General features: G+C 68.6%; 26 protein-coding genes and 1 pseudogene. 18 read left to right on the top strand and 9 right to left on the bottom strand.

What is annotated here, in order from left to right; all coding sequences use genetic code 11:
* The first annotated feature begins 43 nt into the window (after positions 1–43).
* Positions 44–1282 carry an AMP-binding protein gene (locus IEX31_RS12635; RefSeq protein WP_188743784.1) on the top strand — a complete coding sequence of 413 codons (1239 nt, stop codon included), beginning with the start codon at positions 44–46 and terminating at the stop codon, positions 1280–1282.
* Between the two features lie 7 nt (positions 1283–1289).
* Here the strand turns inward: IEX31_RS12635 and IEX31_RS12640 are convergent, their stop codons facing one another.
* Both IEX31_RS12640 and IEX31_RS12645 read right to left on the bottom strand, forming a co-directional pair.
* Positions 1290–1832, bottom strand: coding sequence for an MFS transporter (locus IEX31_RS12640; protein ID WP_188743785.1), 543 nt, complete (start codon positions 1830–1832; stop codon positions 1290–1292).
* A gap of 18 nt (positions 1833–1850) precedes the next feature.
* Complete coding sequence (locus tag IEX31_RS12645) at positions 1851–2153, bottom strand: MFS transporter (protein ID WP_188743786.1); 303 nt, start codon at positions 2151–2153, stop codon at positions 1851–1853.
* 80 nt (positions 2154–2233) lie between these two features.
* Between IEX31_RS12645 and IEX31_RS12650 the strand changes: the two genes are divergently transcribed.
* A complete protein-coding gene (locus IEX31_RS12650) occupies positions 2234–3199 on the top strand; it encodes a 1,4-dihydroxy-2-naphthoate polyprenyltransferase (protein WP_188743814.1) in 966 nt (321 codons plus the stop codon).
* 10 nt (positions 3200–3209) lie between these two features.
* Here the strand turns inward: IEX31_RS12650 and IEX31_RS12655 are convergent, their stop codons facing one another.
* Positions 3210–3503 carry a DUF4229 domain-containing protein gene (locus tag IEX31_RS12655; RefSeq protein WP_188743787.1) on the bottom strand — a complete coding sequence of 98 codons (294 nt, stop codon included), beginning with the start codon at positions 3501–3503 and terminating at the stop codon, positions 3210–3212.
* Positions 3504–3577: 74 nt separating this feature from the next.
* Here IEX31_RS12655 and IEX31_RS12660 point away from each other — a divergent pair, with 74 nt between their 5' ends.
* From IEX31_RS12660 to IEX31_RS12670, 3 genes are all read left to right on the top strand, one after another.
* Positions 3578–4015, top strand: a complete 438-nt coding sequence (locus tag IEX31_RS12660) for a PLD nuclease N-terminal domain-containing protein (protein WP_188743788.1) — start codon at positions 3578–3580, stop codon at positions 4013–4015.
* Positions 4008–5867, top strand: coding sequence for a 2-succinyl-5-enolpyruvyl-6-hydroxy-3-cyclohexene-1-carboxylic-acid synthase (gene menD / locus IEX31_RS12665; protein ID WP_188743789.1), 1860 nt, complete (start codon positions 4008–4010; stop codon positions 5865–5867). Before IEX31_RS12660 ends, menD begins: the two co-directional genes overlap by 8 nt.
* 176 nt (positions 5868–6043) lie before the next feature.
* Complete coding sequence (locus tag IEX31_RS12670; RefSeq protein ID WP_229662339.1) at positions 6044–6901, top strand: polyphosphate kinase 2 family protein; 858 nt, start codon at positions 6044–6046, stop codon at positions 6899–6901.
* A 54-nt stretch (positions 6902–6955) separates the two neighbouring features.
* On the opposite strand, the gene IEX31_RS12675 is transcribed toward IEX31_RS12670, so the two are convergent.
* The 4 genes from IEX31_RS12675 to IEX31_RS12690 all read right to left on the bottom strand — a co-directional run bounded on the left by IEX31_RS12675 (position 6956) and on the right by IEX31_RS12690 (position 9442).
* Positions 6956–8272 (bottom strand): isochorismate synthase, encoded by a 1317-nt coding sequence (locus IEX31_RS12675; RefSeq protein WP_229662334.1) that lies wholly within the window; start codon positions 8270–8272, stop codon positions 6956–6958.
* Between the two features lie 68 nt (positions 8273–8340).
* Positions 8341–8634 (bottom strand): DUF427 domain-containing protein, encoded by a 294-nt coding sequence (locus IEX31_RS12680; RefSeq protein ID WP_188743790.1) that lies wholly within the window; start codon positions 8632–8634, stop codon positions 8341–8343.
* A 117-nt stretch (positions 8635–8751) separates the two neighbouring features.
* Complete coding sequence (locus IEX31_RS12685; RefSeq protein ID WP_188743791.1) at positions 8752–9186, bottom strand: type II toxin-antitoxin system VapC family toxin; 435 nt, start codon at positions 9184–9186, stop codon at positions 8752–8754.
* Position 9187: 1 nt separating this feature from the next.
* Complete coding sequence (locus IEX31_RS12690; protein WP_229662335.1) at positions 9188–9442, bottom strand: DUF2191 domain-containing protein; 255 nt, start codon at positions 9440–9442, stop codon at positions 9188–9190.
* A gap of 123 nt (positions 9443–9565) precedes the next feature.
* Here IEX31_RS12690 and IEX31_RS12695 point away from each other — a divergent pair, with 123 nt between their 5' ends.
* The 3 genes from IEX31_RS12695 to IEX31_RS12705 are packed head-to-tail and all read left to right on the top strand — an operon-like array spanning position 9566 to position 12847.
* Entirely contained in the window at positions 9566–10276 is a 711-nt protein-coding gene (locus IEX31_RS12695) for a class I SAM-dependent methyltransferase (RefSeq protein ID WP_188743792.1), read from the top strand.
* A gap of 53 nt (positions 10277–10329) precedes the next feature.
* A complete protein-coding gene (locus IEX31_RS12700; RefSeq protein ID WP_229662336.1) occupies positions 10330–11451 on the top strand; it encodes a polyprenyl synthetase family protein in 1122 nt (373 codons plus the stop codon).
* Between the two features lie 16 nt (positions 11452–11467).
* Positions 11468–12847 (top strand): FAD-dependent oxidoreductase, encoded by a 1380-nt coding sequence (locus IEX31_RS12705; protein WP_188743793.1) that lies wholly within the window; start codon positions 11468–11470, stop codon positions 12845–12847.
* 751 nt (positions 12848–13598) lie between these two features.
* Here the strand turns inward: IEX31_RS12705 and IEX31_RS12710 are convergent.
* Both IEX31_RS12710 and IEX31_RS12715 read right to left on the bottom strand, forming a co-directional pair.
* Positions 13599–15161, bottom strand: coding sequence for an HNH endonuclease (locus IEX31_RS12710; protein WP_188743794.1), 1563 nt, complete (start codon positions 15159–15161; stop codon positions 13599–13601).
* Positions 15162–15426: 265 nt separating this feature from the next.
* Positions 15427–16287 (bottom strand): alpha/beta fold hydrolase, encoded by an 861-nt coding sequence (locus IEX31_RS12715; protein ID WP_308423503.1) that lies wholly within the window; start codon positions 16285–16287, stop codon positions 15427–15429.
* Positions 16288–16420: 133 nt separating this feature from the next.
* On the opposite strand from IEX31_RS12715, the gene IEX31_RS12720 reads away from it, so the two are divergent.
* From IEX31_RS12720 to IEX31_RS12765, 10 genes and pseudogenes are all read left to right on the top strand, one after another.
* Positions 16421–17089, top strand: a complete 669-nt coding sequence (locus IEX31_RS12720) for a prepilin peptidase (RefSeq protein ID WP_188743796.1) — start codon at positions 16421–16423, stop codon at positions 17087–17089.
* A gap of 108 nt (positions 17090–17197) precedes the next feature.
* Positions 17198–17479, top strand: coding sequence for a Flp family type IVb pilin (locus IEX31_RS12725; RefSeq protein ID WP_229662337.1), 282 nt, complete (start codon positions 17198–17200; stop codon positions 17477–17479).
* Positions 17480–17514: 35 nt separating this feature from the next.
* Positions 17515–17946 (top strand): TadE/TadG family type IV pilus assembly protein, encoded by a 432-nt coding sequence (locus tag IEX31_RS12730; RefSeq protein ID WP_188743797.1) that lies wholly within the window; start codon positions 17515–17517, stop codon positions 17944–17946.
* Between the two features lie 8 nt (positions 17947–17954).
* Positions 17955–18959: a pilus assembly protein TadG-related protein gene (locus tag IEX31_RS12735; RefSeq protein ID WP_188743798.1), complete on the top strand. Its 1005-nt coding sequence runs from the start codon at positions 17955–17957 to the stop codon at positions 18957–18959.
* A 22-nt stretch (positions 18960–18981) separates the two neighbouring features.
* Positions 18982–19719 carry a Flp pilus assembly protein CpaB gene (cpaB, locus tag IEX31_RS12740; protein ID WP_188743799.1) on the top strand — a complete coding sequence of 246 codons (738 nt, stop codon included), beginning with the start codon at positions 18982–18984 and terminating at the stop codon, positions 19717–19719.
* A complete protein-coding gene (locus tag IEX31_RS12745) occupies positions 19716–21065 on the top strand; it encodes a CpaE/TadZ family protein (protein ID WP_188743800.1) in 1350 nt (449 codons plus the stop codon). The genes cpaB and IEX31_RS12745 overlap by 4 nt, the downstream gene beginning before the upstream one ends.
* Positions 21052–22548 (top strand): TadA family conjugal transfer-associated ATPase, encoded by a 1497-nt coding sequence (locus IEX31_RS12750; RefSeq protein WP_229662338.1) that lies wholly within the window; start codon positions 21052–21054, stop codon positions 22546–22548. Before IEX31_RS12745 ends, IEX31_RS12750 begins: the two co-directional genes overlap by 14 nt.
* On the top strand, positions 22545–23504 hold the full coding sequence (locus tag IEX31_RS12755) for a type II secretion system F family protein (protein ID WP_188743802.1): 960 nt from the start codon (positions 22545–22547) through the stop codon (positions 23502–23504). The genes IEX31_RS12750 and IEX31_RS12755 overlap by 4 nt, the downstream gene beginning before the upstream one ends.
* Positions 23504–24373: a type II secretion system F family protein gene (locus tag IEX31_RS12760; RefSeq protein ID WP_188743803.1), complete on the top strand. Its 870-nt coding sequence runs from the start codon at positions 23504–23506 to the stop codon at positions 24371–24373. Before IEX31_RS12755 ends, IEX31_RS12760 begins: the two co-directional genes overlap by 1 nt.
* Positions 24374–24446: 73 nt before the next feature.
* Positions 24447–24986: pseudogene (locus IEX31_RS12765) on the top strand (alpha/beta hydrolase); the annotation flags it as partial.
* Between the last annotated feature and the right edge of the window lie 105 nt (positions 24987–25091).

Here is a 25091-nt window from a genome sequence, read left to right on the forward strand (position 1 = left end):
CGGCCGCGCGCCTCATGGCACTACAGATTGGGCACGGCTCGACATGAAACCCGTCCAGCAGGTTGCGGCGTCGGATGTCGCAGCTGTGACCGCGGCGCTGCGCGTCGCCCTCGACGGCGGGCCGGCCGTCTGGCCGGTCGCATCCCGACCGCCCATGTACCCGTTCCCGCGCAGCGTTGCCGGTGGAACGGGCGAATCACGCGGGAACGGGAACCTGGGGCGTGCTAGTGGAGGAGCGAGCGGGATCGGGGTCGACGACGACGTCGCGCTCGTCGTGGAGACGAGCGGATCGACGGATGCCCCGAAGCGCGTGCTCCTCTCGGCCGATGCGCTGGGCGCGAGCGCGGCGGCGACCGAGGCGGCACTCGACGGACCCGGGCAATGGCTCCTCGCCCTGCCCGCGCACTACATCGCGGGCGCCCAGGTGCTCGCACGATCCATCGTGGCGGGCACCGAACCCGTGCTGCTCGGCGGCGAGCACTTCGACCCGGCCGCGTTCGCCGCGGCATCCGCACGGCTCGACCGGCGGCGACCCCGGTACACGTCGCTCGTGCCGGTGCAGCTCGGCCGACTCGTCGACGCGGCCGCGTCCGACCGTCGCGTAGCCGAGGCCCTGCGCTCATTCGACCGGATCCTGCTCGGCGGCCAGGCCGCGCCGCCGTCGCTCATCGTCGCCGCCGACGTGCTCGGCGCGCGGGTAACCCGCACGTACGGTTCCAGTGAGACGTCGGGTGGATGCGTCTACGACGGGCGTCCGATCGACGGCGTGCGTGCGCGCATCGCCGAGGGGCTCGTCGAGCTGGCCGGGCCGATGCTCGCCGACGGCTACCTCGGCGACCCCGAGCGCACCGCGGCCGCCTTCGCGGCCGACGCCGACGGCACGCACTGGTATCGCACCGGGGATCTCGGTCGGATCGAACACGACGGCACGCTGCGCATCCTCGGCCGCGCCGACGACGTGATCGTCTCGGGCGGGGTGAAGGTCGCGCTCGGCGAGGTCGAGCGAGCGGTCCGCTCCCAGCCCGGCTTCGCCGACGCCGTCGTCGTGCGCGTGCCCGATCCCGAGTGGGGGGAGCGGCCGGCGGTGGTTGCTACAGGAACGGATGCCGCCGCGACATCCGATGCGCTCGCGACGCTCGCCCGGGCGACCGACGCCGCCGGGCTCACGCCGGCGGCCCGACCCGTACGCCTCGACGTGGTCGACCGGATGCCGCTGCTCGCATCGGGCAAGCCCGACCGTCGCGCGATCGAGCGACTCGTGCGCGGCGGCCCGGTGGCCTGATGACGGGTCACCCGACGGGTGCGGCTGTCGCGGCCGACGCGGCATCCGCCTCGGCGTCGAGCTCCGCCAGGCGCCGCGCCTCGTCGAGGTGCGCCTGCACCTGGTGGCGGTTCGGGAGCAGCAGGCTCGCGACGGCCGCGATCGCGAGCCCGGCGACCGACACCGGCACCGACGCCTGCAACGCCTCGAGCACATGCTCGCGGCTCCAGTCGTCGCCGAGGATCGCGAACACCCAGAGCACCCCCGCCGCGAGGAGCGCGGAGCCGGCCGTCACGAGATACTTGCCGATGCGCGGGACGAGCGGGATGACCGCGCCCGTGCCGACGAGCGCGCCGAGGCTGAAGGCGAGCAGGTTGAGGCCGAACCCGAGCGCAGCCTGCAGGTAGATGATGAACGGCAGGGTGAACGCGTTGAGTGCGCCCTGGAAGGCGGCCTGCGTGACAATGCCCGCCGAGAACCCGCGGTCGGCGAAAAGCGGCATCGGCAGCAGCGCCGAGCCGTCGCGCCGCATCCGCCGGCGCTCGTAGGCGACGAACGCGACCAGCAGCACGGCGCCGGCGACGACGGGCTACCAGACGATGCCCACCGGGATGTTGATGAGGAACACCGTGCGCCACCCGAGACCCCAGAGGTCGGCGTCGACGAGCCAGCCGCCGAGCACGGGACCCGCGACCGCGGCGAGGCTGGCCACGCCACCGATGAGGCCGTACATCGGGGCGCGCTCGCGCGGGGTGAAGAGCGCCTGGGCGGACGCGAGAAGCTGCGGCACCATGAGGGCGGCGAAGAGCCCCTGTGCGACGCGGGTGACGACGAGCACATCGCCCGACCACGCGAACGCGGCCGCGGCGGAGGCCATCGTGCGCTGAAGCATCCGCTCGAGGGATCCGGCCACTCGCCCGCCCCGGACGGGCTGACTAGCATGTCGGTGTGGCACGTCCGAAACCCCAGCGCATGAACCCCGACGACGTCCGCGCGCACGCGCACCGCAGGTCGGGCAACCCCGCCAGGCGCACCGCCGCTCCGGCCGCCGTGCGTGGCCCCGCCACCGCCGCCGACTGGGTGGCGGGCGCACGACTGCGCACGCTGCCCCTCGCGATCGCGCCGGTCGCGCTCGGCACGGGTGCGGGAGTCGTCGCCATCCCCGACGGGCCGTGGCATCCGGCTCGCGCGCTGCTCGCGCTCGTCGTCGCGCTCGCGCTGCAGATCGCGGTGAACTACGCCAACGACTACTCCGACGGCGTGCGCGGCACCGACGACCACCGCGTCGGCCCGGCGCGGCTCACCGGATCGGGCGCTGCGAAACCGAGGCACGTGCTGGCGGTCGCGCTGAGCTTCTTCGCGCTCGCCGCGATCGCCGGGCTCGCGCTCACCATCGTGACCGGGCAGTGGTGGATGCTCGCCGTCGGCGCCGTGGCGATCGTCGCCGCCTGGTTCTACACGGGGGGCAGGCGGCCATACGGGTACTACGGCCTCGGCGAGCTCTTCGTGTTCGTGTTCTTCGGGCTCGTGGCGACCGCCGGGTCGGCGTACGTGCAGGCGCTCACGGTGAACACTGAGGCGTGGCTCGGCGGCGTCGGCGTCGGGCTCCTCGCGTGCGCCGTGCTCATGGCCAACAACCTGCGCGACGTCGACCAGGATCGGACGGCCGGCAAGCGCACGCTCGCCGTGCTGGTCGGGCCGCTCGCGGGGCGCATCCTGTTCACGGTGTTCATGCTCGTGCCGTTCGGGATCACCGGGTTCTTCGCGCTGCTCTACCCGGCGGCACTGCTCGTGCTGTTCGCGCTGTTCCTCGCGGTGCCGGCCTGCGTCATCGTGCTCTGGGCGAGGTCCGCGCGCGAACTGCTGCTCGCGCTCCAGCTCGCGAGCATCACGGCCCTGTCGTACGGGGTCGGGCTGGGACTCGTGTTCGCTCTCTGACCGGCGGATCTCAACCCGCGGGGGTATCGCGGCGATCGGGAGCGGACGCGTCGACCGCGGCATCCTCGACCTCGTCGTCGACGTGCACGGCCGGAGACTCGCGGTGGCGGGCAGCGTACAGGTCGCTCGCGATCGACTCGCGCTGGCGACGCAGGAAGATGAGCGACGCGCTGAACCCGAACGCGGCGGCGACGGCGGCGGACACCCACGGATTCACGCCCGCGATGAGGAGCACGGCGAGCGGCACGGCGAACAGCAGGATGCGCAACGCGGTGTACCAGATCCAGACGGGCACGGACTTCACCCTCACAGTGTAGGTCGGCTTCCCCTGAGTACTCTCACAGCCGCGGACCGGGCGGACGCGCCTAGACTGGGACAATGGCCCGGCTGCTCTTCGGACTCGGCGTCGCCGCCGTGATCTTCACGATCTACGCCGTCGCCGACTGTGCGTTCTTCGACCGCACGCGCATCCGTGGCCTGCGTCGCGGCTGGTGGATCGTCGTCATCCTGTTCGTTCCGATCATCGGCGGCGTGCTCTGGTTCCTCATCGGCCGCGGCCGCATCGACCGGGTCGGATCGTGGGGCAGCCGCACGGTCGCCCCAGACGACGATGCGCAGTTCCTGCGCCACCTTCGAGAGGATGCCGCGCAGGACGAGCGAATCCGTCGCATGGAGCAGGAGCTCGCCGAGCTCGACGCCGACGAGGAGCCGCGGTTCGGCGACGCCGCCGGTACGAGCAAGGGCGAGGAGCGCAAGCGCCCCGACGCCCCCGACGCCCCCGGCGAGACGGGACCGGCCGGACGACCGAATGGCTGATCCGGAGCCCCGAACGGCGCCCGACGCCCGACGGAGCCCCGCGAGCGACGCCGCGATGGCGCTCCTCCGCGCCTTCGTCGAGTCCGGCGTGCGCGATGTCGTCGTCGCACCCGGTTCGCGATCGCAGGCGCTCGCGCTCGCCGCGGCCGAGCTCGAGCGGGTGGGCGCGATCCGCCTGCACGTGCGCATCGACGAGCGGGGCGCGGCGTTCCTCGCGCTCGGCACGGCCGTCGAGTCCGGCCGGCCGGCGGTCGTGGTGACCACGTCCGGCACCGCCGTCGCCAACCTGCACCCCGCCGTGCTCGAGGCGCACCATTCGGGTGTGCCGCTGATCGTGTGCACGGCCGACCGTCCGGCGGAGCTCCGGGGCATCCGCTCGAACCAGACCACCATGCAACCCGGCATCTTCGCGGGGGCGCTGCGGCTCGATCGCGACATCGGCGCACCCGAGGGCGATCCGGGAGAGACGGATGCCGCGGCGCGCCTCGCCCGCGACGCCGTCGCCGCGGCACTCGGTCGCGACGCCGCCGGCGACGCCGTGCCGCAGCCCGGTCCCGGTCCCGTGCACCTCAACCTGCAGTACCGCGAGCCGCTGTCGGCCGTCATCACGCTGGACGGCTCGCCGGTGGCGACGGAGCTCGAGACGCGTCCGGCTGCGCCGGGCGCTCCTCGATCCGCGGGGGCTGTGCACTCCGCGGCGGCACTCATCGAGCCCGGCCCGCGCACGGTCGTCGTCGCGGGCGCTGGCGCCGGCCCGGCCGCAGAGGAGTTCGCACGCGACGGCGGCTGGCCGCTCATCGCCGAGGTCACGAGCGGCGCCCACTTCGGGCCCAACCTCGTGGTGGCCTACCGGGAGCTCTTGCGCGAGCCCGGCTTCGGCGACCTCGTCGAGCGCGTCGTCGTATTCGGGCATCCGACGCTCTCGCGTGAGGTTCCCGCGCTCGTGCAGCGCGACGACGTGGAGACCATCGTCGTGGCACCGTCGGGCATCGAGTGGTTCAATCCCGGGCGCCGCGTCCGCCGCTTCGAGCGCGCGGTGCACACCGACCGGCACCCGCAGACGGCCGAGGAACGTGCCTGGGTCGGCCGCTGGGTGCACGCGAGCCGGGCGCTCGTGGCCGCGGGGCTTCCGCCCGCGGCATCCGTGCACAGCGGAGTCGACGAGACCGGACACGTCTCCGACTTCGCCGCGCAGCGCGAGTACCTGCGCGCCCAGCTCGCGGCCGTGCGTGCCCCGGTGAACCGCCGCATGCTCGTCGACGCGGTGTGGGCGGCGACGTGGCCGCACGACCGGCTCGTGTTCGGCGCGTCCAGGCTCATCCGCGACGCCGACCGCGCCGTGCCCGGCCGGCGCATCACTGCGCACGCGAATCGCGGCCTCGCGGGCATCGACGGCACCATCGCCACGGCGCTCGGCATCGCGATCGCAAGCCAGTCGCCCGCTCCCGGCGAGCACGGCGCGGCGGAGGGTGCGGTGCAGGCGGCGGCGGATGCCCCGGCGCCCGCGAACCCGGCGCGCGCCGGCGTCACCCGCGCCCTGGTCGGCGACCTCACGCTGCTCCACGACATCGGGTCGCTCCTCATCGGTGACGGCGAGGCGCGGCCGAGGATCCAGGTCATCGTGGGCAACGACGGCGGCGGCACGATCTTCGACGCGCTCGAGGTCGCGGGCTCTGCGTCGCCCGAGGCCTTCGATCGGGTGCAGTTCACGCCGCAGCACGTGGACTTCGCCGCACTCGCGCAGGCCTACGGCTGGGGCTGTGCACGCGCCGCGACGCGGGGCGAGCTCGACGAGGCGCTGGGCACCGCTGTCACAGGGCCGACGATCGTCGAGGTCGCGCTCGCCCGCTGACACCCGGTGGTCGAGTAGCGGGCGCAGCAAGCGTATCGAGATCACGGGCCAGGCCCAATACGCCGCTCGACCACCGATCCGCGCGGCATTGACGCGGGGCGGGGGCGTTCGGACAGGATGGGGGAGCGGTGAGCGCCGCCGCGACCACGCGGCGGGTCCGCGAGGAGGGGGGCACCGTGGGTCTCGAGACATACTGGGCGACGGATCCGTCGGAGGTGCTGCGGGTACGGCAGGGGTTCACGCTCGCCGATGTCGACACGCGGAGCACTCCCGGCTTCGAGGGTGACAAGGCCGCTGCCGAGACCTCACTCGCCGAAGGCGCCGTCATCCTCGCAGAATTGCAGGAGAAGCTGTTCGCGGGCAACCAGATGGGCGACGATCCGCGGCGCGTCCTCCTCGTGTTGCAGGCCATGGACACCGCAGGCAAGGGCGGGATCGTCAAGCACGTGATGGGCGCCGTCGACCCGCAGGGCGTGCAGCTCGCGACGTTCAAGAAGCCCACGGAGGAGGAACTCGCACGGGACTTCCTCTGGCGCATCCGCAAGCGCGTGCCCGATGCGGGCATGATCGGCGTCTTCGACCGTTCGCACTACGAGGACGTGCTCATCGGCAAGGTGCGCGAGCTCGCGTCGCCCGAGGAGATCGAGCGTCGCTACGACGCGATCAACGAGTTCGAGGCCGAGCTCGCTTCATCCGGAACCACCATCATCAAGGTCATGCTGCACATCTCGATGGACGAGCAGAAGGAACGCCTGCTTGACCGCCTCGAGCGGCCCGACAAGCACTGGAAGTTCAACCCCGGCGACATCGACGAGCGGCTGCTCGCGCCCATGTACCGCGAGGCATACCAGGCCGTCTTCGAGCGCACGACCACGCCGCACTCGCCGTGGTACGTGATCCCCGCCGACCGCAAGTGGTACGCACGGCTCGCCGTGCAACACCTGCTCATCGAGGCGCTCGAAGCGATGCGGCTCGACTGGCCGATGGCCGCCTTCGACGTCGAGGCCGAGAAGGCACGGCTCCAGGCGAGCTGAGGACGCCGCCGGCCGCGGAGGCTGGCGCGCCTCCTCAACCCGCGGAGTCGCGCGCTACTCGACCCGCGGTGAGGGCGGCGATGCCTCGAACGCCTCGACGATCGGCCTGAACTTGATGGTCGACTCGGCCAGCTCGTCGGCGGGCACCGAATCATGCACGATGCCGCATCCGGCATATGCCGCCACCGTGCCGTCGGCGTCGACCTGCGCGCACCGCAGCGCGATGGCCCATTCGCCGTCACCGTCGCCGTCGATCCAGCCGACCGGTCCGGCATAGCGCCCGCGGTCGAATCCCTCGAGCTCGGCGAGCGTGCGCAGGGCCACGCGGCGGGGGGTGCCGGCCACGGCGGCGGTCGGGTGAACCGCCTGCACGAGGTCGAGCGAGCTCGACCCGTCGCCGAGCGTGCCCTTGAGGTCGGTGGCGAGGTGCCACAGGTTTGGAAGTTGCAGGGTGAACGGCTCGGGGCTCGCGTCGAGCCGTGCGGTGTGCGGCGCGAGCCGGTTCACGGCGCTCGACACGGCCAAGGCGTGCTCGGCCAGGTCCTTCGCCGACGACGCCAGCGCGGCGGCCCGTTCGCGGTCGGATGCCTCGCCCGCACCCCGCGACGTCGTGCCCGCGAGTACGCGCGACGAGACGGTGCCGTGGTCGACGCGCACGAGCGTCTCGGGGCTCGCGCCGATGAGTCCGTCGACCGCGAACACCCAGGTGTCGGGGTAGTCCTCGGCAAGTCGGTTGATGACCGCGCGCAGGCCGTCCTCCTCGTGCAGTTCGCCCACGAGCTGCCGGGCGAGCACGACCTTCTGGAGCTCGCCGGCGTCGATCCGGCGCACGGCCTCGGCCACGGCCGCCTCGTATGCCTCGGGCGGCACGGCGCCCGGCGTGAACGTCACGCGCGGCACCCGGCGCTTGGGCGACGGCTCGGGGATCTCGAGGGCGACGGATGCCGCGGCCTCCGCTGCCCCCTCGTCGCCCGACGCGAGCGCGATACGCGTCACCCACGCCCGCCCCTCGCGGCGGCCGAGCACGAGCTCGGGCACCACCAGCACGCTCGTCGCGGCGGAATCGTCGGCGAACGCGAACGCGCCGAACGCCACGAGTCCCGTGCCGGGCAGGCCCACGCGGTCGTCGACGTCGGCGTCCGCGGCGAGCGACCGCCAGGCGGCCGCGGCGTCCTCGATGCGAGTCCGCCCGCTCGTCTCGATGCGGATCGCCTCGCCGAGGCCCACGACGCCCTCGCCGCGCCGCATCCAGAGCAGCGGTTGCCGCGGGTCGGCGCGCGGGATGAGGGGCGCGAGCTCGTCGACCGGTTCGGTGCGCACGACGAGCCGCGTGCGAGCGGTGTGCGACGCCGAGGCATCCGTGTGGTTCACCGAACCAGCCTACGACCGCCCCGGAGTGGGTTGAGGAGCCGCGAAGCGGCGTCTCGAAACCCGCACCGTCAGGCCGCGAGTCGCTCCCGCACCTCGACGCCGTGCCAGAACGCGACGTACCCGGCGATCTCGTGGGCGGCGATCGAGGGCGTCGGGTAGTGCCAGGCGGCGTTCGGGTTGCGCGCGCCGTCGACCTCGACGTGGAAGTAGCTGGCCGTGCCCTTCCAGTGGCACACGGTGTGGTTCTCGCTGGGGACGAAGTAGCGCTCGTCGATCGACTCGCGCGGGAAGTAGTGGTTGCCCTCGACGACGATCGTCTCGTCGGACTCTGCGATCACCGCACCGTTCCAGATGGCCTGCATGGTTCCTCCTCGGCGGGCGGTGGGCCCGCGTAGTCGTTGCCATCAGTCAACGGATGGGGCCACGGTTTCATTCCCATGCAGACAACCCGAAGGGCATGATCGCGGAGGTTGCGAAGGTCATCGCGAGACCTGCGGCACCTCCCAGCGCAGGCCCGGGAAGCGCGCGAAGTCGCGGTCGAGCGTGACCCAGGTCGCATCGTGCTCGATCGCGATCGCCGCATGTGCGGCATCCGCAACCAGGTTGCCTCGCGCGTCGGCCTCGCGGCAGAGGCGCGAGAAGCTGTCCCAGTGCCGGGGGCCGGGCCCGACCTCGACGACGGCGGGGTTGCCCCGGAGCGCCTCGAGGTGCGCCAGCGCGTCGGCCAAGGTATCGGGTGTGTTGAAGATGCGTGCATGGGTCAGGACGCGCACCACACCCGCGCTGACGGGGGGCGTGAGGCCGAGCGGCTCGCCGTCGCTCAGCGTGCGCAGCAGCCACTGCCGAAGCTCGGCATGGCCTGCGGCATCGGCGCGGAACGCCCCGACGAGGACGTTGACGTCTGGAATCCTCACGTCAACGGAGCTTCTCGATCGGCAGGCCCTCGTCCATCAGGTCGAGCAGCGACGCATTGCTGGTGATGTCGACACCGGGCCGGACTCCGCCGCTGCCGGTAGCGGGCGCGAGATGCACCTCGACCGGATCCGACGATCGCCGATCACGCCGGGCGAGCTCCCGCCGCAGCGCTGTCTCGAGGAAGGAGGTGAACGTCGCGCTGTCCGCGCGGGCGCGGTCCTTCACCTGCCGGTACAGCTCGTCGGGAAGGATCACCGTTGTGCGCATATGCTCAAGCATATCCGACAACATGCGGATATGTTGGACGGCACCGTCGAACGCCAGGAGGTGGTCGGTCCGATCCGCTTCGGCCGCGGCATCCGACCGTACACTCGGAGGATGACGCGCGCAGACCACGGCAAGGATCCGAGCCAGGTGTCGGCCATGTTCGACCGGGTCGCCGCCCGCTACGACCGCACCAACAACGTGCTCTCCGTGGGCAACGCACCGCTCTGGCGCGTGGCCACCACCCGGGCGGTCGCGCCGAAGCCGGGGGAGCGGATCCTCGACGTCGCGGCGGGCACCGGCACCTCGAGCGCCAGCCTCGCGAAGTCCGGGGCATCCGTCGTCGCCGCCGACTTCTCACCGGGCATGATCGAGGTCGGCCGCCGCCGGCAGTCGGGCGTGCCGAACATGGTCTTCGTCGAGGCGGATGCCACGAAGCTGCCGTTCGGCGACGGGGAATTCGACGCCGTCACCGTCTCGTTCGGCCTGCGCAACGTGAACGAGCCCAAGAAGGCGCTCGCCGAGTTCTTCCGCGTGACCAAGCCCGGCGGGCGGCTCGTGGTGTGCGAGTTCTCGCACCCGCCGGTGGGGTTCGTGCGCGCCGGGTACCACGCGTACCAGCGCTACGTCATGCCGCCGCTCGTGCGGCTCTCGAGCTCGAACGACACCGCCTACGAGTACCTCAACGAGTCGATCGAGGCGTGGCCCGACCAGCGCACGCTCGCCGCGTGGCTGCGCGAGGCCGGCTGGGTCGACGTCGAGTGGCGCAACCTCACGATGGGCGTCGTGGCCCTGCACCGCGGGCGCAAGCCCGTCGCGGGTTGAGGAGCTCCGCAACCAGCGGATCGTGGAATGGCGGCACCGGTAGGCTGGAGGGTGTGAAACCGAGCCACCCGGTCGCCCGTCGCGGCTCCGCGCTCGCCGCGAACCTCGGCGTGAGCGAACGCCTCTTCGCCTCGACCGCCGACAGGGCGATGGCGAAGGCGATCGACGCCGGTATCGAACGGGTCGAGGCGGGACTGATGCGCGAGGTGAGCTTCGCCGATTCGATCGCGGATGTCTCGACGAGGTACCTCCTCGAGGCAGGCGGCAAGCGCGTGCGGCCGATGCTGACGCTGCTGACTGCCCAACTCGGCGCGGGCGTGACCGACGACGTGGTCACGGCGGCGGAGGCGATCGAGATCACGCACCTGGGCTCGCTCTACCACGATGACGTCATGGACGACTCCGAGCGTCGTCGCGGCGTGCCGAGCGCGCAGACCGTGTGGGGCAACTCGGTCGCCATCCTCACCGGCGACCTGCTGTTCGCCCGCGCCAGCCAGCTCATGGCGAGCCTCGGCGAGCGGGCCATCAGCCTGCAGGCCAATACGTTCGAGCGCCTCGTGCTCGGTCAGCTGCACGAGACGGTAGGCCCGGCCGAGGGCGACGACCCGATCGCCCACTACATCCAGGTGCTCTCCGACAAGACCGGATCGCTCATCGCATCGGCCGCCCAGTCGGGCGTCGTATTCTCGGGTGCCGACCCTGGCTTCGAGGAACCCATCGTCGAGTTCGGCGAGAAGATCGGCGTGGCCTTCCAACTCATCGACGACGTCATCGACCTGTCGCCGCAGCCCGAGGAGACCGGCAAGGTCCCCGGCACCGACCTGCGCGCCGGGGTCGTCACCCTCCCGTTGCTCCGGCTCGCCGAGCTCGCGAAGACGGATGCCGCGTCCGCAGACCTGCTCGCACGGATCCGCCGCGACGTCATCGTCGTCACGCCGCCGGACATCGGCGACCCGCTCGACACGAACACGCTCGCCTCGCGGATCGTGCCGTCGCGCGCGACGGTCGACGCGATCGTGGCCGAGTTGCGGGAACACGAAGCCACACGCGCTACGCTCGCCGAGGCCCACCGTTGGGCGCGCGACGCCGTCGCGGCGCTCGCCCCACTGCCCGAGGGCAGCGTGAAGAAGGCGCTCACACGATTCGCCGAGACGATCGTGGAGCGACAGAGTTGATGGAGAGACCACGCACGTGACGAGGAACAGACTGCGACTCGCGATCGTCGGCGCCGGCCCCGCCGGTATCTACGCCGCAGACATCCTGTTGAAGGCCGAACGCAACTTCGACGTCTCGATCGACCTGTTCGATCAGCTCCCCGCGCCCTACGGGCTGGTGCGCTACGGCGTCGCCCCCGACCACCCCCGCATCAAGGGCATCATCACGGCGCTCCGCGAGGTGCTCGACCGTGGCGACATCCGCATCTTCGGCAACGTGCGCTTCGGCACCGACATCACGCTCGCCGACCTGAAGAAGCACTACAACGCGGTGATCTTCGCCACGGGCGCCGTGCGCGACGCGTCGCTCAACCTGCCCGGCGTCGGCCTCGAGGGCTCCTACGGCGCGGCCGACTTCGTGAGCTGGTACGACGGGCACCCCGACTACCCGCGCGACTGGCCCCTCGACGCGAGGGAGGTGGCGGTCATCGGCAACGGCAACGTGGCGCTCGACGTGTCGCGCATGCTCGCGAAGCACGCCGACGACCTGCTGCCCACCGAGATCCCGCAGAACGTCTACGACGCGCTCGAGCAGTCGCCCGTCACCGACGTGCACGTCTTCGGACGTCGCGGCCCGACATCCGTCAAGTTCACCCCCCTCGAACTGCGCGAACTCGGCGAGTTGCGCGACGTCGACATGATCCTCTACGACGAGGACTTCGACTACGACGAGGCCGCGAAGGCTGCGGTCTCGGGCAACAAGCAGGTCTTCGTCATCGACAAGGTGCTGCAGCAGTGGCGGCAGCGGTCGGTTGGCGAGGCCAGTCGGCGCCTGCACCTGCACTTCTTCGCCAAGCCGCTCGAGATCGTCGACGACGGCCACGGCCACGTCGGCGCCATCCGCTGGGAGCGCACCGCACCCGACGGCGAGGGCGGCGTGGTCGGCACCGGTGAGATCCGCGAACTGCCCGCGCAGGCCGTGTACCGCGCCGTCGGATACTTCGGTTCGCCGCTGCCCGGCGTACCGTTCGACAAGGAGTTCGGGACCATCCCGAACCACGAGGGCCAGGTGCTCACCCGCGACAAGGAGAGCGGCGACGCCCGCCAGATGTACGGTGTCTACGCGACGGGCTGGATCAAGCGCGGACCGGTGGGCCTCATCGGCCACACCAAGTCCGACGCGATGGAGACCATCAAGCACGTCATCAACGACCTCGGCAACTGGTGGCGACCCGAGTCGCCCTCGGAGGAGTCGGTGATCGAGATGCTCGAGACGCGCGGCATCGAGTGGACCGATCTCGACGGCTGGCACCGCCTCGACGAGCACGAGCAGGCCCTCGGGTCGGCCGAGGGCCGCAAGCGCATCAAGGTCGTGCCCCGCGACGAGATGGTCACGATCTCGCGCGGCGAGGCGTAGCCGCCTCACGCCCGGTGGTCGAGTAGCGAGCGAAGCGAGCGTATCGAGACCCCGCGATCAGGGCCCACGTCGGAGGCCGGCGCGGACGAACACGATGCCCAGGCCGAGCCCGAGCATGCCGCCGACGAGCATTGCCGTCGGGATGTCGGCGAACGACGAGGTCGTCGGAAGCGCGTGCGAGTCCCCGCGACGACCGTCACGGCTGCGGAGCCCTCGGTGCCGTCGCTCTCGGCGTAGTCGATCGTGACGATCATGGCCCGGAGCCACGCCACGGCCAGGTCACGGGCACCCTCAGGCGTGTCCGCCGTCGCGCTGATCTTGATGGTCGATGTGTCCCGAGGGTTCGCGACGGATATGCGCGTGTCGAGCGCCTCCGGAGTCGTGTCGAGTCCGAGATCTGCGATGGCGTTCTCGGTGACAGACCGCCAGCGGGCGACAGCGAGGTACGACTCCACCCGCGACCGCGCCACGCTCTCGCCCGGCGAAGCGGCGCCGATCTCGGTGCCCTGCAGAGACACCACCTGCCCGGATGCGGCGCCGACTGCAGCGGTGATCTGCAAGAGCTCGAGTCGCGTGCATCCAGTAGTCGAGTAACGAGCGCCCGCTCCCGATGGTCGAGTAGGGGAGCGAAACAAGCGCACCGAGACGTCGGGACACCGAGACGCAGGCACGCCGGACGAAGGGTGGTCGCGCGTGCGGGATCACGCCACCTTGGCCAGAGTCAGGCAGCCCTGTGTCAGGCGACCCTGTGTCACGCGGCCCTGAGTTCGAGGCGCGTCGCACGGCGGCCCGGTCGCGGCCGCTGCTCGGGATCGAGGTGGGCGGGTGGCACGAACCAGAGGCGGCCGTCGCGATTGAGGATCTGCCACCCGTCGTGGTGGATGGCCCAGTGATGAAAAGCGCACAGCAAGACGCCGTTCGCGAGATCGCTCGGACCGTCGTGGGCGTCCCACCAGCGGATGTGGTGTGCCTGCGTATGCGCTACCGGGCGAGCACAGTCGGGATGGGCGCATCCGCCGTCTCGCTCCGCGAGGGCGATGCGCTGGGCTTTGGTGAAGAGGCGTCGTCGACGACCGAGGTCGAGCACTTCGCCGTCACTGGCGCAGACCATCGGGATGACGCCGGAGGCGGCGGCGATCGCGCGGGCGGTGGCCGCCGAGATCGGCTGGCCGAAGTCGTCGATGGTGGCGAATCCGATGGCGTTCATGAGGTCGTCGTGGTCGATGCGGACGACGACGGAAGCGGACGCGAGCGCGGGCGGGGCATCGGAGGCAGCGGCCGCGAGCCGCGCGATGTCGGCGAGGGCGTCTGCGGCCATCTGCTCGATCGTGCGGTGGTCGACGAGTGCTCGGTCTACCGCGCCGGCCGCTGCAGGTCGCACTGCGACATCCGATCGCAGCGCCGCCTCAGCCGCGCGGGCCGCGAACCGGCTCTTCGCGTCGCGCGCGGCGTGGAGGTCGGCGGAGACGAGTGTCTCGACCGCGAGCTTGATCGGTGCTGCCGAGGCCGGATCGAAGCATCCGCGCAAGTGGATGAGCCCGCGGTGGTCCTCCCAGATGCGCAGGGACCGTTGCGCATGGAGCTCTTCTTCACGCGCCTGCACTCCGTTGCGGTCGAGTTGCGCCCTGAGGAGCTTGAAGTAGCGATGCAGCCCGTCGACGCTGACGGCTTCGGCGCGGTCGAGCAGCACCTGCTCGGTGCGCTCCAACCCCTCGGGGTCGGTCGTGAACCGCACCGAATCGAGGAACCCGGTGATGAGGTGCGCGACCTGCACCGAGAGCGAACCCGCCGCGATCGCCGCGGCAACGTGCGCGTAGCGGGGGCCGCGGGGTGTCGTGCCGAACGATTCGGGCATGGTCGTTGCAGCGGCGACGGCGACGAGCTTGTGGGCGTCGGCTGTGCTCGCCCCGGTGGTCGCGGCGATGAACCGCTCGGGCGTCGGATAGCCGTGTCGTCCTGCGAGCCCCTCGTGGCGCGAGTCGCCCGTCGACCGTCGTGCGATCGCCGACGTGCACTGAAGTTTCAGCGACTCGATCGATCGCTCGAGCCGGGCGATCGACCTGACTGCAGCGACCAACTGGTCATCGGTCATGGTGTCGGCGGTCGTGGTGTCGGTGCCACCGACGTTTCCCGCGGGTGGCTCGGCCGCGGCATCCGATCGGAACTCGGCCGACGCCGCGGCATCCGCCCCACCGAACCAGACCGCGACGAGTGCGCGAAGCCCCTCGCCGACCTGGCCGAGCGGGCCGTCGCCGCTGAGCGCGGCGAGCAGCGCGCACGGCGGTTCGGTCTCTGGCATGGCCTGCGTCGTCATGGTTCCATGGTCGCATCACCCTCCGACATTCGTTCGAACCCAAGGAGGCACCGACGGTGAGCAGTATCGAAGTTACGTTCGCGAATCAAGCGGTCTCACCCACCAGGCGGGCCGCGCACCGAGAGTCGCCGCGGCGCTCGATGCAAGCCGAGCGGATGCCGCAGCGCACCGAATGTCGCGGCACTCGATGCAAGCCGAGCGGATGCCGCAGCGCCCAGTCCGCGCGGCCGACGCCGTCCCGACGACTCACCCCGCAGCCCGACGCTCACTCGTCGATGAACGCCCCGACGATCAAGCCCACCCGCGCCCTGCCCGCCCCGATCCAGAAGAGGTGGCTCGCCGAATCGAGCTCGACGAGCACGGCGTCGGGAATGACCGCAGCGAGATCCTCCGCGTGTGCGTAGGAGACGCCGCGATCGTGCGGCGACCCCGTGACGAGCGTCGGGCACGGGACCTTCGAGAGCGCATCCCGTCGCGCCGCGGCATCCCGAGCCCGCCCCTGACGCAGATCGATGGCGAACCCGGAATCAGAGCCCATCGACTGGAACAGCGCACGCGCCTCGTCCCGGTCGGCGGCGCTCAGCTGCCCCCACCAGTCGTCGACGGGAAGCCTCGAGAGCCGCGCCATCATGCGTCGCAGCCCCGCGTCCGAGCCGACCATGCGCCGCACGAGTCGCCACACGAGACCCTGCAGCAGCGGAGAGAACACGACGGGGCCGACGATGGCCTCCGCGCGGGTGTCGGGATACGGCAACGTGGAGGGCGCACAGCTGTGCAGCATGAGGCGCGGCACGCCCTGCTCCCGATCCTCGGCGACGTGCACCGCCTGCAGGCCGCCGAACGACACGCCGACCGCGGCGGCGATCTCCGTGATGTCGAGCTGCTCGCACACCTCGCGAACCAACGGCGCGAACTCCGCTGCGCCGAGCGGGCCGACCCGCGTGCCGCCCGTAACCCGGCCGCGAGAAGGCGACGACCCCGTGTCCCGACTCAGTGTAGAGGCTCCACCCGCAGTCGCTCCGGGCCGAGCAATGACCGCCGGGGAAGAACAGCACCGGCGGTCGCTCCCCGGGCAAGTGCGCGATCTCCACGGGTCCTGCGCTCGTCGAGACCGCCAGGAGCTCAGTCAGACGCTCAGTCTGGCGGAACGCGCCGGGCCGCCGGCAAGCGGCGACCGCAGGGGAGCGAATCGGGGCGCGTCGATCCTCCGCCGCGCAATCGGCGTCCTGCCTGCCCCGGCTGCCGATACGCTGCACATCATGCCGTTCGCCCCCGCCCTGCTCGTCGCGCTCGCGGTCGTCGTGGGGGCGGCGCTCGGCTGGTGGCCGCTTGCGGCATGGGTGCGTCGTTCGCTCATCACCGAGGCAGGCGAGCGGATGCCGCAGCGCACCGTGCGGCTCTGGTCCGCCGGGTCCGCGGCCGCCGCCTTCGGGCTGCTCGCTTGGCGGTTCGGCGTGGACTGGGTGCTGCCGGCCCTGCTCGTGTTCGCCGCGGCATCCGTGGTGCTCTCGATCGTCGACTACGCCGAGAAGCGGCTGCCCAACAAGGTGATCGCGCCGACGCTCGTCGCGGTGGCGCTGCTGCTCGTGGTGGCGGCGCTCGCGACGGGGGAGTGGATCGCGCTGCTCTGGGGGCTCGGCGGCGGGCTCGCGATGTTCGTGGTCTACTTCGTGCTCGCGCTGATCTCGCCGTCGTCGATGGGGATGGGCGACGTGAAGCTCGCCGCCCTCGTCGGGCTCGTGCTCGGCTGGTTCGGACTCAGCGCCTGGCTCGTCGGGCTGCTCGCCGCGTTCGTGGTCGGCGGGGTCATCGCCCTGGTGGCCCTGGCGCTGCGCCGTGTCACCCTTCGGGGGTCGATCCCGTTCGGGCCGTCGATGCTCATCGGGGCGCTTGCGGCGGTTCTGTTCGTGGGCGGCGGGGGACTCTAGCAGACCGGATGTTGCGGAATCGTAACGACCATGTGCCCCCTGTACCCCCATTGCGAGGGATCCCCCGAAGTGGGGCATATGTAAATGCATCTGTCCCCCTATAGGTTCGTGGGACTGCTCGCTTATGCGGCGGTGTCCAACAGCTACCCGGATTACTTCCTCAAACCCGAAGGAACCTCAATGCTCAAGGCATATACACGCTTCATCGCGAAGCTGAACGCCCTCCGAAATGACGAAGAAGGCGCAACCGCCGTCGAGTACGGCCTCCTCGTTGCTCTCATCGCGGCAGTGATCATCGCGGTCGTGCTGATCCTCGGCCCGCTTCTCGCTGGCGCGTTCGACACCATCAACGACGGCCTCACCGGCGCTGGCATCGCCCCCCCGGACTGATTGGGGTTTCCCGGATTCGGTAGTACGAGACTCAGGTGAGTTCCCGGACAACCAGTGGGGAGCGGGGAGCGGCAGCAGTCGAGTTTGCACTCGTACTGCTGCCGCTCATTCTGCTCGTCTTTGGCATTCTCGAATACGGCCGCATCTACATGGTGCAGTTGTCGCTATCGAACGCCGCGCGTGACGCTGCCCGCGCGGTCGCGATCTCCGGCGATCCTGATGCAGCGGAGTTGAGAATCCTTGGCGATGGCAGCGGCGCGAACCCCGGCGCGCCCGGGTTGAACCTCGACACGGTGGTCGTGGAGCCGCCCGTGATGACGTGCGACGCCGCGGCCGCTGCTGAGCGGAGCGTGACTGTTGTCGTGATTCAGCCGGAGAGCGTGTTCGGCTTCCTCGACGGGCCCGGCGGGCCCGGATTGACATCTTTCGACCTCGAAGGCAGGGCGGTAATGCCATGCGGCGGCTAATCACTCGAATGAGCAGCGAGCGGGGCGCGAGCGCTGTGATCGTCGCTCTCCTGGCTATCCCGCTACTCGGAGGCACGGCGATTGCAGTGGACGTAGGTGCGCTCTACGCGGAGAAGGCGCAATTGCAGAACGGCGCCGACGGCGCGGCGCTTGCCATTGCGAAGGAGTGCGCTGTCAGCGAGTTCTCGTGCACGGCGCAAGCGGCAGCAACGGCTGATGGCTTCGCTAATCTCAACTCGAACGACGACGTCTCAAACAACACGTTCGCCCTCGACATCAACGACAACATCGTGACCGTCACGACGACGACGAACGATGCCTCGAATGAGGGCGGCGGGTTGAGGCACCCGTTCGCGGCCGCGGTTGGATTCACCGAGGCATCAGTTGTAGTGGCAAGCGCGACCGCAGAGTGGGGTGTTCCACTCGGCGCGGATACTCTCCCCCTTGCATTCCCGCTGTGCAAGTTCGACGACTTCATGCCGTCCGGCCCCGAGGGTATTGGCGAAGAGATCTGGATCCGAAACGACGTCGACGCGCGTAAGGCAAGCGACTGCGAGGACTCCACTTTTCCCTCGTTCTTTGGATGGCTTACCTCCGGGGATTGCACCGCCGACGTGACGCTGACGGCGATCGAGCCTCCGGAGGCTTGGGTTGTGGCCGACCCCGGCAAGTCCCCTCTCGGCGCGGGCTGCTTGGAGGCCCGATTCATCGAGCTGCAGCAGTCGGCGACGCCCATTTTGATCCCTGTTTACGATTCGATCGGGGAGAAGGGGACCGCTGTCGATGGCCAGTTCCATTTGGTCGGATTCGCCTCATTCATCATCACGGGCTGGGAGTTCCCGAGTTGGAGCGCATCGCCGCCGGAGAACTGCAAGAAGGAGACAGGAGCCCCGAGCTGCAGCGGTATTCGCGGCTACTTCACGGACTGGGTCAGTGTAGAAGATGTGCTTGGTGGGCTGGGTGGCGACCCGTCCCTTCCTGGTCTGCCGGTCGTCGCCAAGCTGACGTACTGAAGAACGAGGAAGAAAGTAGTTCATGAAGACCCGAATCATCGGAGCAGTCGTTGCCCTGGTATTGGCCGTTGTGGGCGCGTTCGTGCTCATCAACTACGTTCAGGGCGCGGATGCCCGTGCCGCTGAAGGGGCAGAACTCGTCGACGTATATATCGTCGATGAGCTGATACCCAGAGGAGCGGCGGGAGAATCGATCGAAGAGTTCGTCCGAGTCGACTCGGTCCCTGAGCGTACGGTTGCTGAAGGGAATGTCACCAACCTGGCCGATCTCAATGGCCTCGTCACTGAGGCCGATCTCTTGCCCGGCGAGCAGCTCCTCGAAGACCGCTTCATCGACCCAGCGGCACTCGCAGCGCAAGGAGAAGTGCCCGTACCGGCGGGAATGCAAGAGGCGACCTTCACCCTCACGGTCGATCGCGTTGTCGGGGGCGCGGTGGTCCCCGGCAGCCGGGTCGGAGTCGTTATGACGTATGCCCCTCCTGCGGGTGATGGGGCGGCTGGTGATTCGCAAGCTCGTTTCGCACTCAACGGGGTTCTCGTCACCAAGGTTCAGGCTGGTACTTCGATCACAACCGGTGAAGACGAGAACGAGTCGACGACTGCGAATCAGTTGATGGTCACCGTCGCGCTCAGTACTCACGACATCGAGAAGTGGGCTTGGGCCGCCGAGGGGAATGCTGGAGTCTGGCTCACACTTCAGAATGAAGCGACCGACGTGGGCGGCTCATCCCCTGCCAGTGGAAGCAACATCTACGAGTGAGTTCGTACCTCCTCATCAGCCGCTCGACCGAGTATGAATCCCGCGTACGGGACATGCTCGGGGCTCAAGCGAGCGTGATCACCGGAGAGTTTCTGACGTTCGGGCCGGAGGCCGTGCTCGACCGGGTCACGGGTACCCCTCGTATCGCCCTCCTCGGACCGGTTCTGAACTACGAGGAGACACGCGCTCTCGTTGAGGGACTGAATGCGAGATACCCGGACATCGGTGTCATCGTCGTCCGTGAGCAGCGATCCGATCTCGAGGATTGGGTAGACGAACTCGCGCTCCACGCAGTCTTGAGTCCAAGCGCACCGGATGACATCACCCTGCAGTTGCTCGATCGGCTTGCTTCTTGGCTCATCTCAAACGGAAAGGCAGAAGAAAAGGACTTCGAGGCGCCGGCCGAATTGGTCGATGAGTCAGCCCCGGCCGTCGTCGACGCTCTGGCGGTCGATCAAAGCAATGACGCGCCAGCGATCCTAAGCGACGGGTACCCCGGGTTCGATCAGCTGACTCAAGTCGAGCCGAGCCCCGCGTGGGTATTCCCGCCAGCGCTGACCCCCGGAGCCGTGACAGAGGCGATTGCGGTTATCGCCCCTAAGGGCGGTCAGGGAAAGACAACCCTCGCGATCAATATCGCCACGGGCCTGGCTGAGGTGGCACCGAACTCCGTCGTGCTCATCGATGCTGATCTTCAGTTTGGGGATATCACTACAGCTCTCGATCTGCATCCTGAAGGCACCATCGTAGATGCGGCCGACCCTTCGTCGGCGGATGAGCTCATCTTGAAGACAACGCTCACCCATCACCCCGATGGCTTCTATGTCGTTGCGAGCGCGCCGTCGCCTGAGCTCGGCGATGGGATAGCCGCGCAGGCTCTTTCTGAACTCATCCAAAGACTGCGGGACTCGTTCCGTTACGTGGTGGTCGATACGACGCCGGGTCTGGGTGAGCACACACTCGCGGTGATCGAGCAGACAACGGACGCGGTGTTCGTGACCAATATGGGAGTGCCGAGTCTTCGCGCACTTCGCACCGAGTTTGAACTGCTTGAACGTATTGGACTCCTCCCGGCGAACCGGCACGTTGTGGTGAACTTCACCGATCGACTGAGCGGCATCACACTGAAGGATGCCGAGGCGATCCTCGGCACGCCCGTCGATTTCGATATCCCTCGGTCATCGGCGGTCTTACTGGCGAGCAATCGGGGAGTGCCGTTGATACACGATGACGTCCGCGACCCCGCTGCGAAGGCGATCCGCGCACTCGTGGTGCGAATTGCTCCCGAGGCGCTTGCGACCCGCAACAAGATACATAAGAGGAGGCGCTCACGTGAGGCTGAATGATCGACTCGAGGCGAAGCGTAACCCGAGGAACCCCTTCGAAACCGCACCGGACGCGGAATCCGGTCTGCTACCCCATACGGCGGCAATCGCTCAGCCGGACAACGCGGCTTGGGTTCCGAGCGAGCCCGAGAGTCGAGTCATAGATCCGGCGGAGACCACCCCCTTCGCGGTGGAGCCGCCGACCACGATTGATCCGCTCGCTGGCTTGAAGGAGCGTGCAGCGGTGGAGCTGTTTGCTCGCATCGGCTCCCGGCTGAATGACTCGAGCCTCACAGAGGAGAAACTGCACACGATCGCCCGGGCGGAACTCACGGACATCGTTGCCGGTGAGCAACTCGCCCTCTCAATCGCAGAGCGCAATCGCCTGATCGACGAGATCGGCGCCGACGTTCTCGGCTACGGACCGCTCGAGCCCCTTCTGGACGATCCGACTATCACCGAGATCATGGTGAACCGATTTGACCAGATCTATGTCGAACGCCGCGGTCGACTGACCGAGTCACCCCTGCGCTTCACTGGTGAGGCACAGCTGCGACGCGTCATTGAGCGGATCGTGTCCAGAGTGGGACGCCGAATCGACGAGTCTTCACCCCTCGTTGACGCTCGGCTGGAGGACGGATCGCGTGTCAACGCGATCATCCCGCCGCTCGCCGTCAACGGTTCATCGCTGACGATCCGTAAGTTCGCCGGCACACCGTACACAGTCTCAGACCTGGTCTCGTTCGGCACCATGACCCGCGAAGTCGCCACCGTCCTCGATGCGGCAGTGCGCTCGAAGCTCAACATCTTGGTGTCAGGTGGTACCGGAACGGGAAAGACGACACTGCTCAACGTGTTGTCAGCGTTTATTCCGCAGGAAGAGCGGATCATCACGATCGAGGACGCTGTGGAACTTCAGCTCCAGCAGGACCACGTGGTCCGGCTGGAGTCACGTCCGCCTAATATCGAAGGCCGCGGAGAGATCACCATCCGTGACCTGGTTCGCAACTCGCTTCGAATGCGACCCGACCGTATTGTCATCGGTGAGGTGCGAGGTTCCGAGAGCTTGGACATGCTGCAGGCCATGAATACGGGACACGAGGGTTCGATCTCCACGATCCATGCGAATTCCCCTCGCGACGCGATCTCGCGTATGGAGACGCTTGTGCTGATGGCGGGGATGGATCTGCCCCTCCGGGCCATCCGCGAGCAGATATCGTCCGCCATCGACGTCATCGTGCAGATCAATCGACACAAGGACGGCATCCGGCGGATCACTCACGTGACCGAGGTGCACGGAATGGAGGGTGACATCGTCACCCTGCAGGATGCGTTCGCATTCGACCATTCGGCCGGCTTCGACGAGCACGGGCGCCTCAGGGGCTCCGCTGTGGCAACAGGGGTTCGACCGCGGTTTGCGGAGCGAATCGCTGAGCACGGTATCGATCTCCCGATGTCCGTCTTCCACGTCGGATATGGCGAGATGCTCGGCGAGATTCGATGAACCCACTGGTCATGGTGTTGGGCATCACCACAGCGCTGCTCGCGGGTCTGGTGCTGGTGTTCTTCGTAATCGCTCCGCCGCCGCCGCCTCGCGTCGCGGCCGATCGACGACGCGCCCCGGGTGTCGAGCACGTGTCGACGCTGACGAAAGTGACTGAGCGAACGACATCCGCCATCGACTCCGCACTGTCAGGTCGTGACCGGAGAATATTCGGAGAGGCTGAGCTGGAACTCGCCGGAATCAAGTCCCAGCCCTCCGGGTTCCTGATCATGGTGGCTTCTGCTGCATCGCTTCTCGCGCTCGTTGGGGCAATTCTCGGCTTGACGAACGGCACGTCGATCTGGCTCGCGCTGCTCTTCGCTTTTCTCGCTCCTATAGGGGCGAAGGTTCTGCTGATCGTCAGGACGTCGAGGCGGCGAGCTAAATTCGCTGATCAACTTGACGACACCGTGCAACTCATTGCCGGCGCGTTGAGAGCGGGACACGCGCTGACCCGAGCGATCGATTCAGTCTCGAGGGAAGCTGATGCCCCGACGTCGGAGGAACTGGCGCGAGTCGTCAACGAGACCCGGCTAGGCCGCGATCTCTCCGATTCGCTTGCTGTTACTGCCCAGCGGATGCAGAGTGCCGACTTCGAGTGGGTCGCGCAGGCGATCGCGATCAACCGGGAGACCGGTGGCAACCTCGCAGAGGTCCTCGACCATGTCGGCGCTACCATCCGGGAGCGAAGCCAGATCAAACGTCAAGTCCGCGCCTTGAGTGCTGAGGGCCGACTCTCCGGGGTGATCCTCATCCTGCTCCCGATCGCGGTGTTTCTCTTCCTGCTGATCTTCCAGCCGACGTACTTCTTGCCCCTCTTCTCCAGCCCGTTCGGAATCATCGCGATGATCGTTGCGGTCGTACTGTTGATCGTGGGTTCGATCTGGATGATGCTCACGGTGCGGGTGAAGTTCTGATGGGGCCCGCAACGTTGATCGCATACGGCGCGGCTGTCGTCACGGCCCTCGGCATTGCTGCCATCGTCTTCCTCTTGGTGCGCCCAAGGAACGTGCCCGCGACAGAATCACTGGGCGCCGAAGATGGCGTCGGCCCCGTCCAGCGGTCCAGATTCAGCGAATCTCTCGTCGCAGCAGCGCCAAAGGGTTACCTGGGATGGCTCGACCGGCAGATCGTGTTCGCGGGTCGCCCACAAGGCTGGACCATTACCTCGATCTTCACGTGGAAGGTTGTGCTGGCGGTGGGATTCAGCTTGCTGAGTGTCCTCTTCGTCGCAGCCGACCCTCATCCAGTCAGATTCATCCTCGCGGGGCTCGTCGTAGTGGCCGCCTTCTTCCTCCCCGATGTCATGATCAACAGCCGCGCACACACCCGGCAAGACAAGATTCAGCTCGAGTTGCCGGACACACTCGACCAGATGACCATTGCAGTCGAAGCCGGCCTCGGATTCGACGCCGCGATGGCGAAGGCGGCGCGCAATGGAAAGGGTCCTCTCGCGGAGGAGATGATCCGAACACTGCAGGACATGAGCATCGGTAGGACGCGCCGTGACGCTTACTTGGAGATGGAACGGCGTACGAACAGCGAGAGTCTCAGGCGATTCGTGCGAGCGATCACCCAAGCCGACGCTTACGGCGTCGCAATTGCGGACGTTCTCAGAGTGCAGGCGTCTGAACTTCGGATCAAGCGGCGCCAACGGGCTGAAGAGCAGGCAATGAAGGTGACCGTCAAGATAGTCTTCCCGCTTGTCTTCTGCTTGCTCCCGGTGTTGTTCATCGTCGTAATGACGCCGGCCGTCCTTGGAGCAGTCAATGCATTCATGAACTGATTGCATTGAGCCAGTGAGGCGAGCGCGCCGGCATGTGTCTCATGCCCAGGCCGGCCCGGAAGGGAGGTCCACAGTGGATCATGCCGAAAGCTGGCACCCCGACGTGCTCGGCGAGGGGTTCGAGCAGCTCACGCTTCCGCTCGGGACCGACGAGGAGGGTGAGCTCGTTGCGACGCTCGTGCGGTACCGGCCCAAGGCGGCGTCGTGGTTCGCGCGGCTGTGGGAGGGCGATCGCGGCGCGGCATCCGGAACCGACGTGCTTTATGTGCACGGGTGGAGCGACTACTTCTTCAACCCCGAGATCGCCCGGTTCTGGGCCGGCGCCGGCGCGCGGTTCTACGCGCTCGACCTGCGCAAGTACGGGCGCAGCCTGCGGCCGGGGCAGACGCCCGGATACGTCACCAATCTCGCCGACTACGACGCCGACATCGAGGCGGCCCTCGCCGCGATCGGCCAAGGGCGAGCGGATGCCGCGGGGGCAGGCGCAGGCGGCCGGCGCCCGCTGATCCTCATGGGGCACTCGACCGGCGGGCTGACGCTGAGCCTCTGGTGCGTTCGCAACCCGGGGCGGGCCGCCGCGCTGGTGCTCAACAGCCCCTGGCTCGAGTTCCAGTGAATATTCGCTTCTCTGAGCGCCATGGGTATCGCGGTTGAGCGCCACTTGCTCGTCGACGCGATCTTGTCGTTGAGCGCCACTGAGTATTCGGGTTCGGTGCCA

Source organism: Agromyces bauzanensis (assembly GCF_014645655.1).
GTDB classification, from domain to species: Bacteria; Actinomycetota; Actinomycetes; order Actinomycetales; family Microbacteriaceae; genus Agromyces; species Agromyces bauzanensis.

Bases quoted from the DNA above. Each gene is read 5' to 3' on its own strand.
- IEX31_RS12650 (WP_188743814.1), top strand. From the start codon at position 2,234: ATGAACCCCGACGACGTCCGCGCGCACGCGCACCGCAGGTCGGGCAAC.
- IEX31_RS12645 (WP_188743786.1), bottom strand. From the start codon at position 2,153: ATGCTTCAGCGCACGATGGCCTCCGCCGCGGCCGCGTTCGCGTGGTCG.
- cpaB (WP_188743799.1), top strand. From the start codon at position 18,982: ATGAAGACCCGAATCATCGGAGCAGTCGTTGCCCTGGTATTGGCCGTT.
- IEX31_RS12635 (WP_188743784.1), top strand. From the start codon at position 44: ATGAAACCCGTCCAGCAGGTTGCGGCGTCGGATGTCGCAGCTGTGACC.
- IEX31_RS12680 (WP_188743790.1), bottom strand. From the start codon at position 8,634: ATGCAGGCCATCTGGAACGGTGCGGTGATCGCAGAGTCCGACGAGACG.
- IEX31_RS12720 (WP_188743796.1), top strand. From the start codon at position 16,421: ATGCCGTTCGCCCCCGCCCTGCTCGTCGCGCTCGCGGTCGTCGTGGGG.
- IEX31_RS12660 (WP_188743788.1), top strand. From the start codon at position 3,578: ATGGCCCGGCTGCTCTTCGGACTCGGCGTCGCCGCCGTGATCTTCACG.
- IEX31_RS12710 (WP_188743794.1), bottom strand. From the start codon at position 15,161: ATGACGACGCAGGCCATGCCAGAGACCGAACCGCCGTGCGCGCTGCTC.
- IEX31_RS12760 (WP_188743803.1), top strand. From the start codon at position 23,504: ATGGGGCCCGCAACGTTGATCGCATACGGCGCGGCTGTCGTCACGGCC.
- menD (WP_188743789.1), top strand. From the start codon at position 4,008: ATGGCTGATCCGGAGCCCCGAACGGCGCCCGACGCCCGACGGAGCCCC.
- IEX31_RS12735 (WP_188743798.1), top strand. From the start codon at position 17,955: ATGAGCAGCGAGCGGGGCGCGAGCGCTGTGATCGTCGCTCTCCTGGCT.
- IEX31_RS12695 (WP_188743792.1), top strand. From the start codon at position 9,566: ATGACGCGCGCAGACCACGGCAAGGATCCGAGCCAGGTGTCGGCCATG.
- IEX31_RS12755 (WP_188743802.1), top strand. From the start codon at position 22,545: ATGAACCCACTGGTCATGGTGTTGGGCATCACCACAGCGCTGCTCGCG.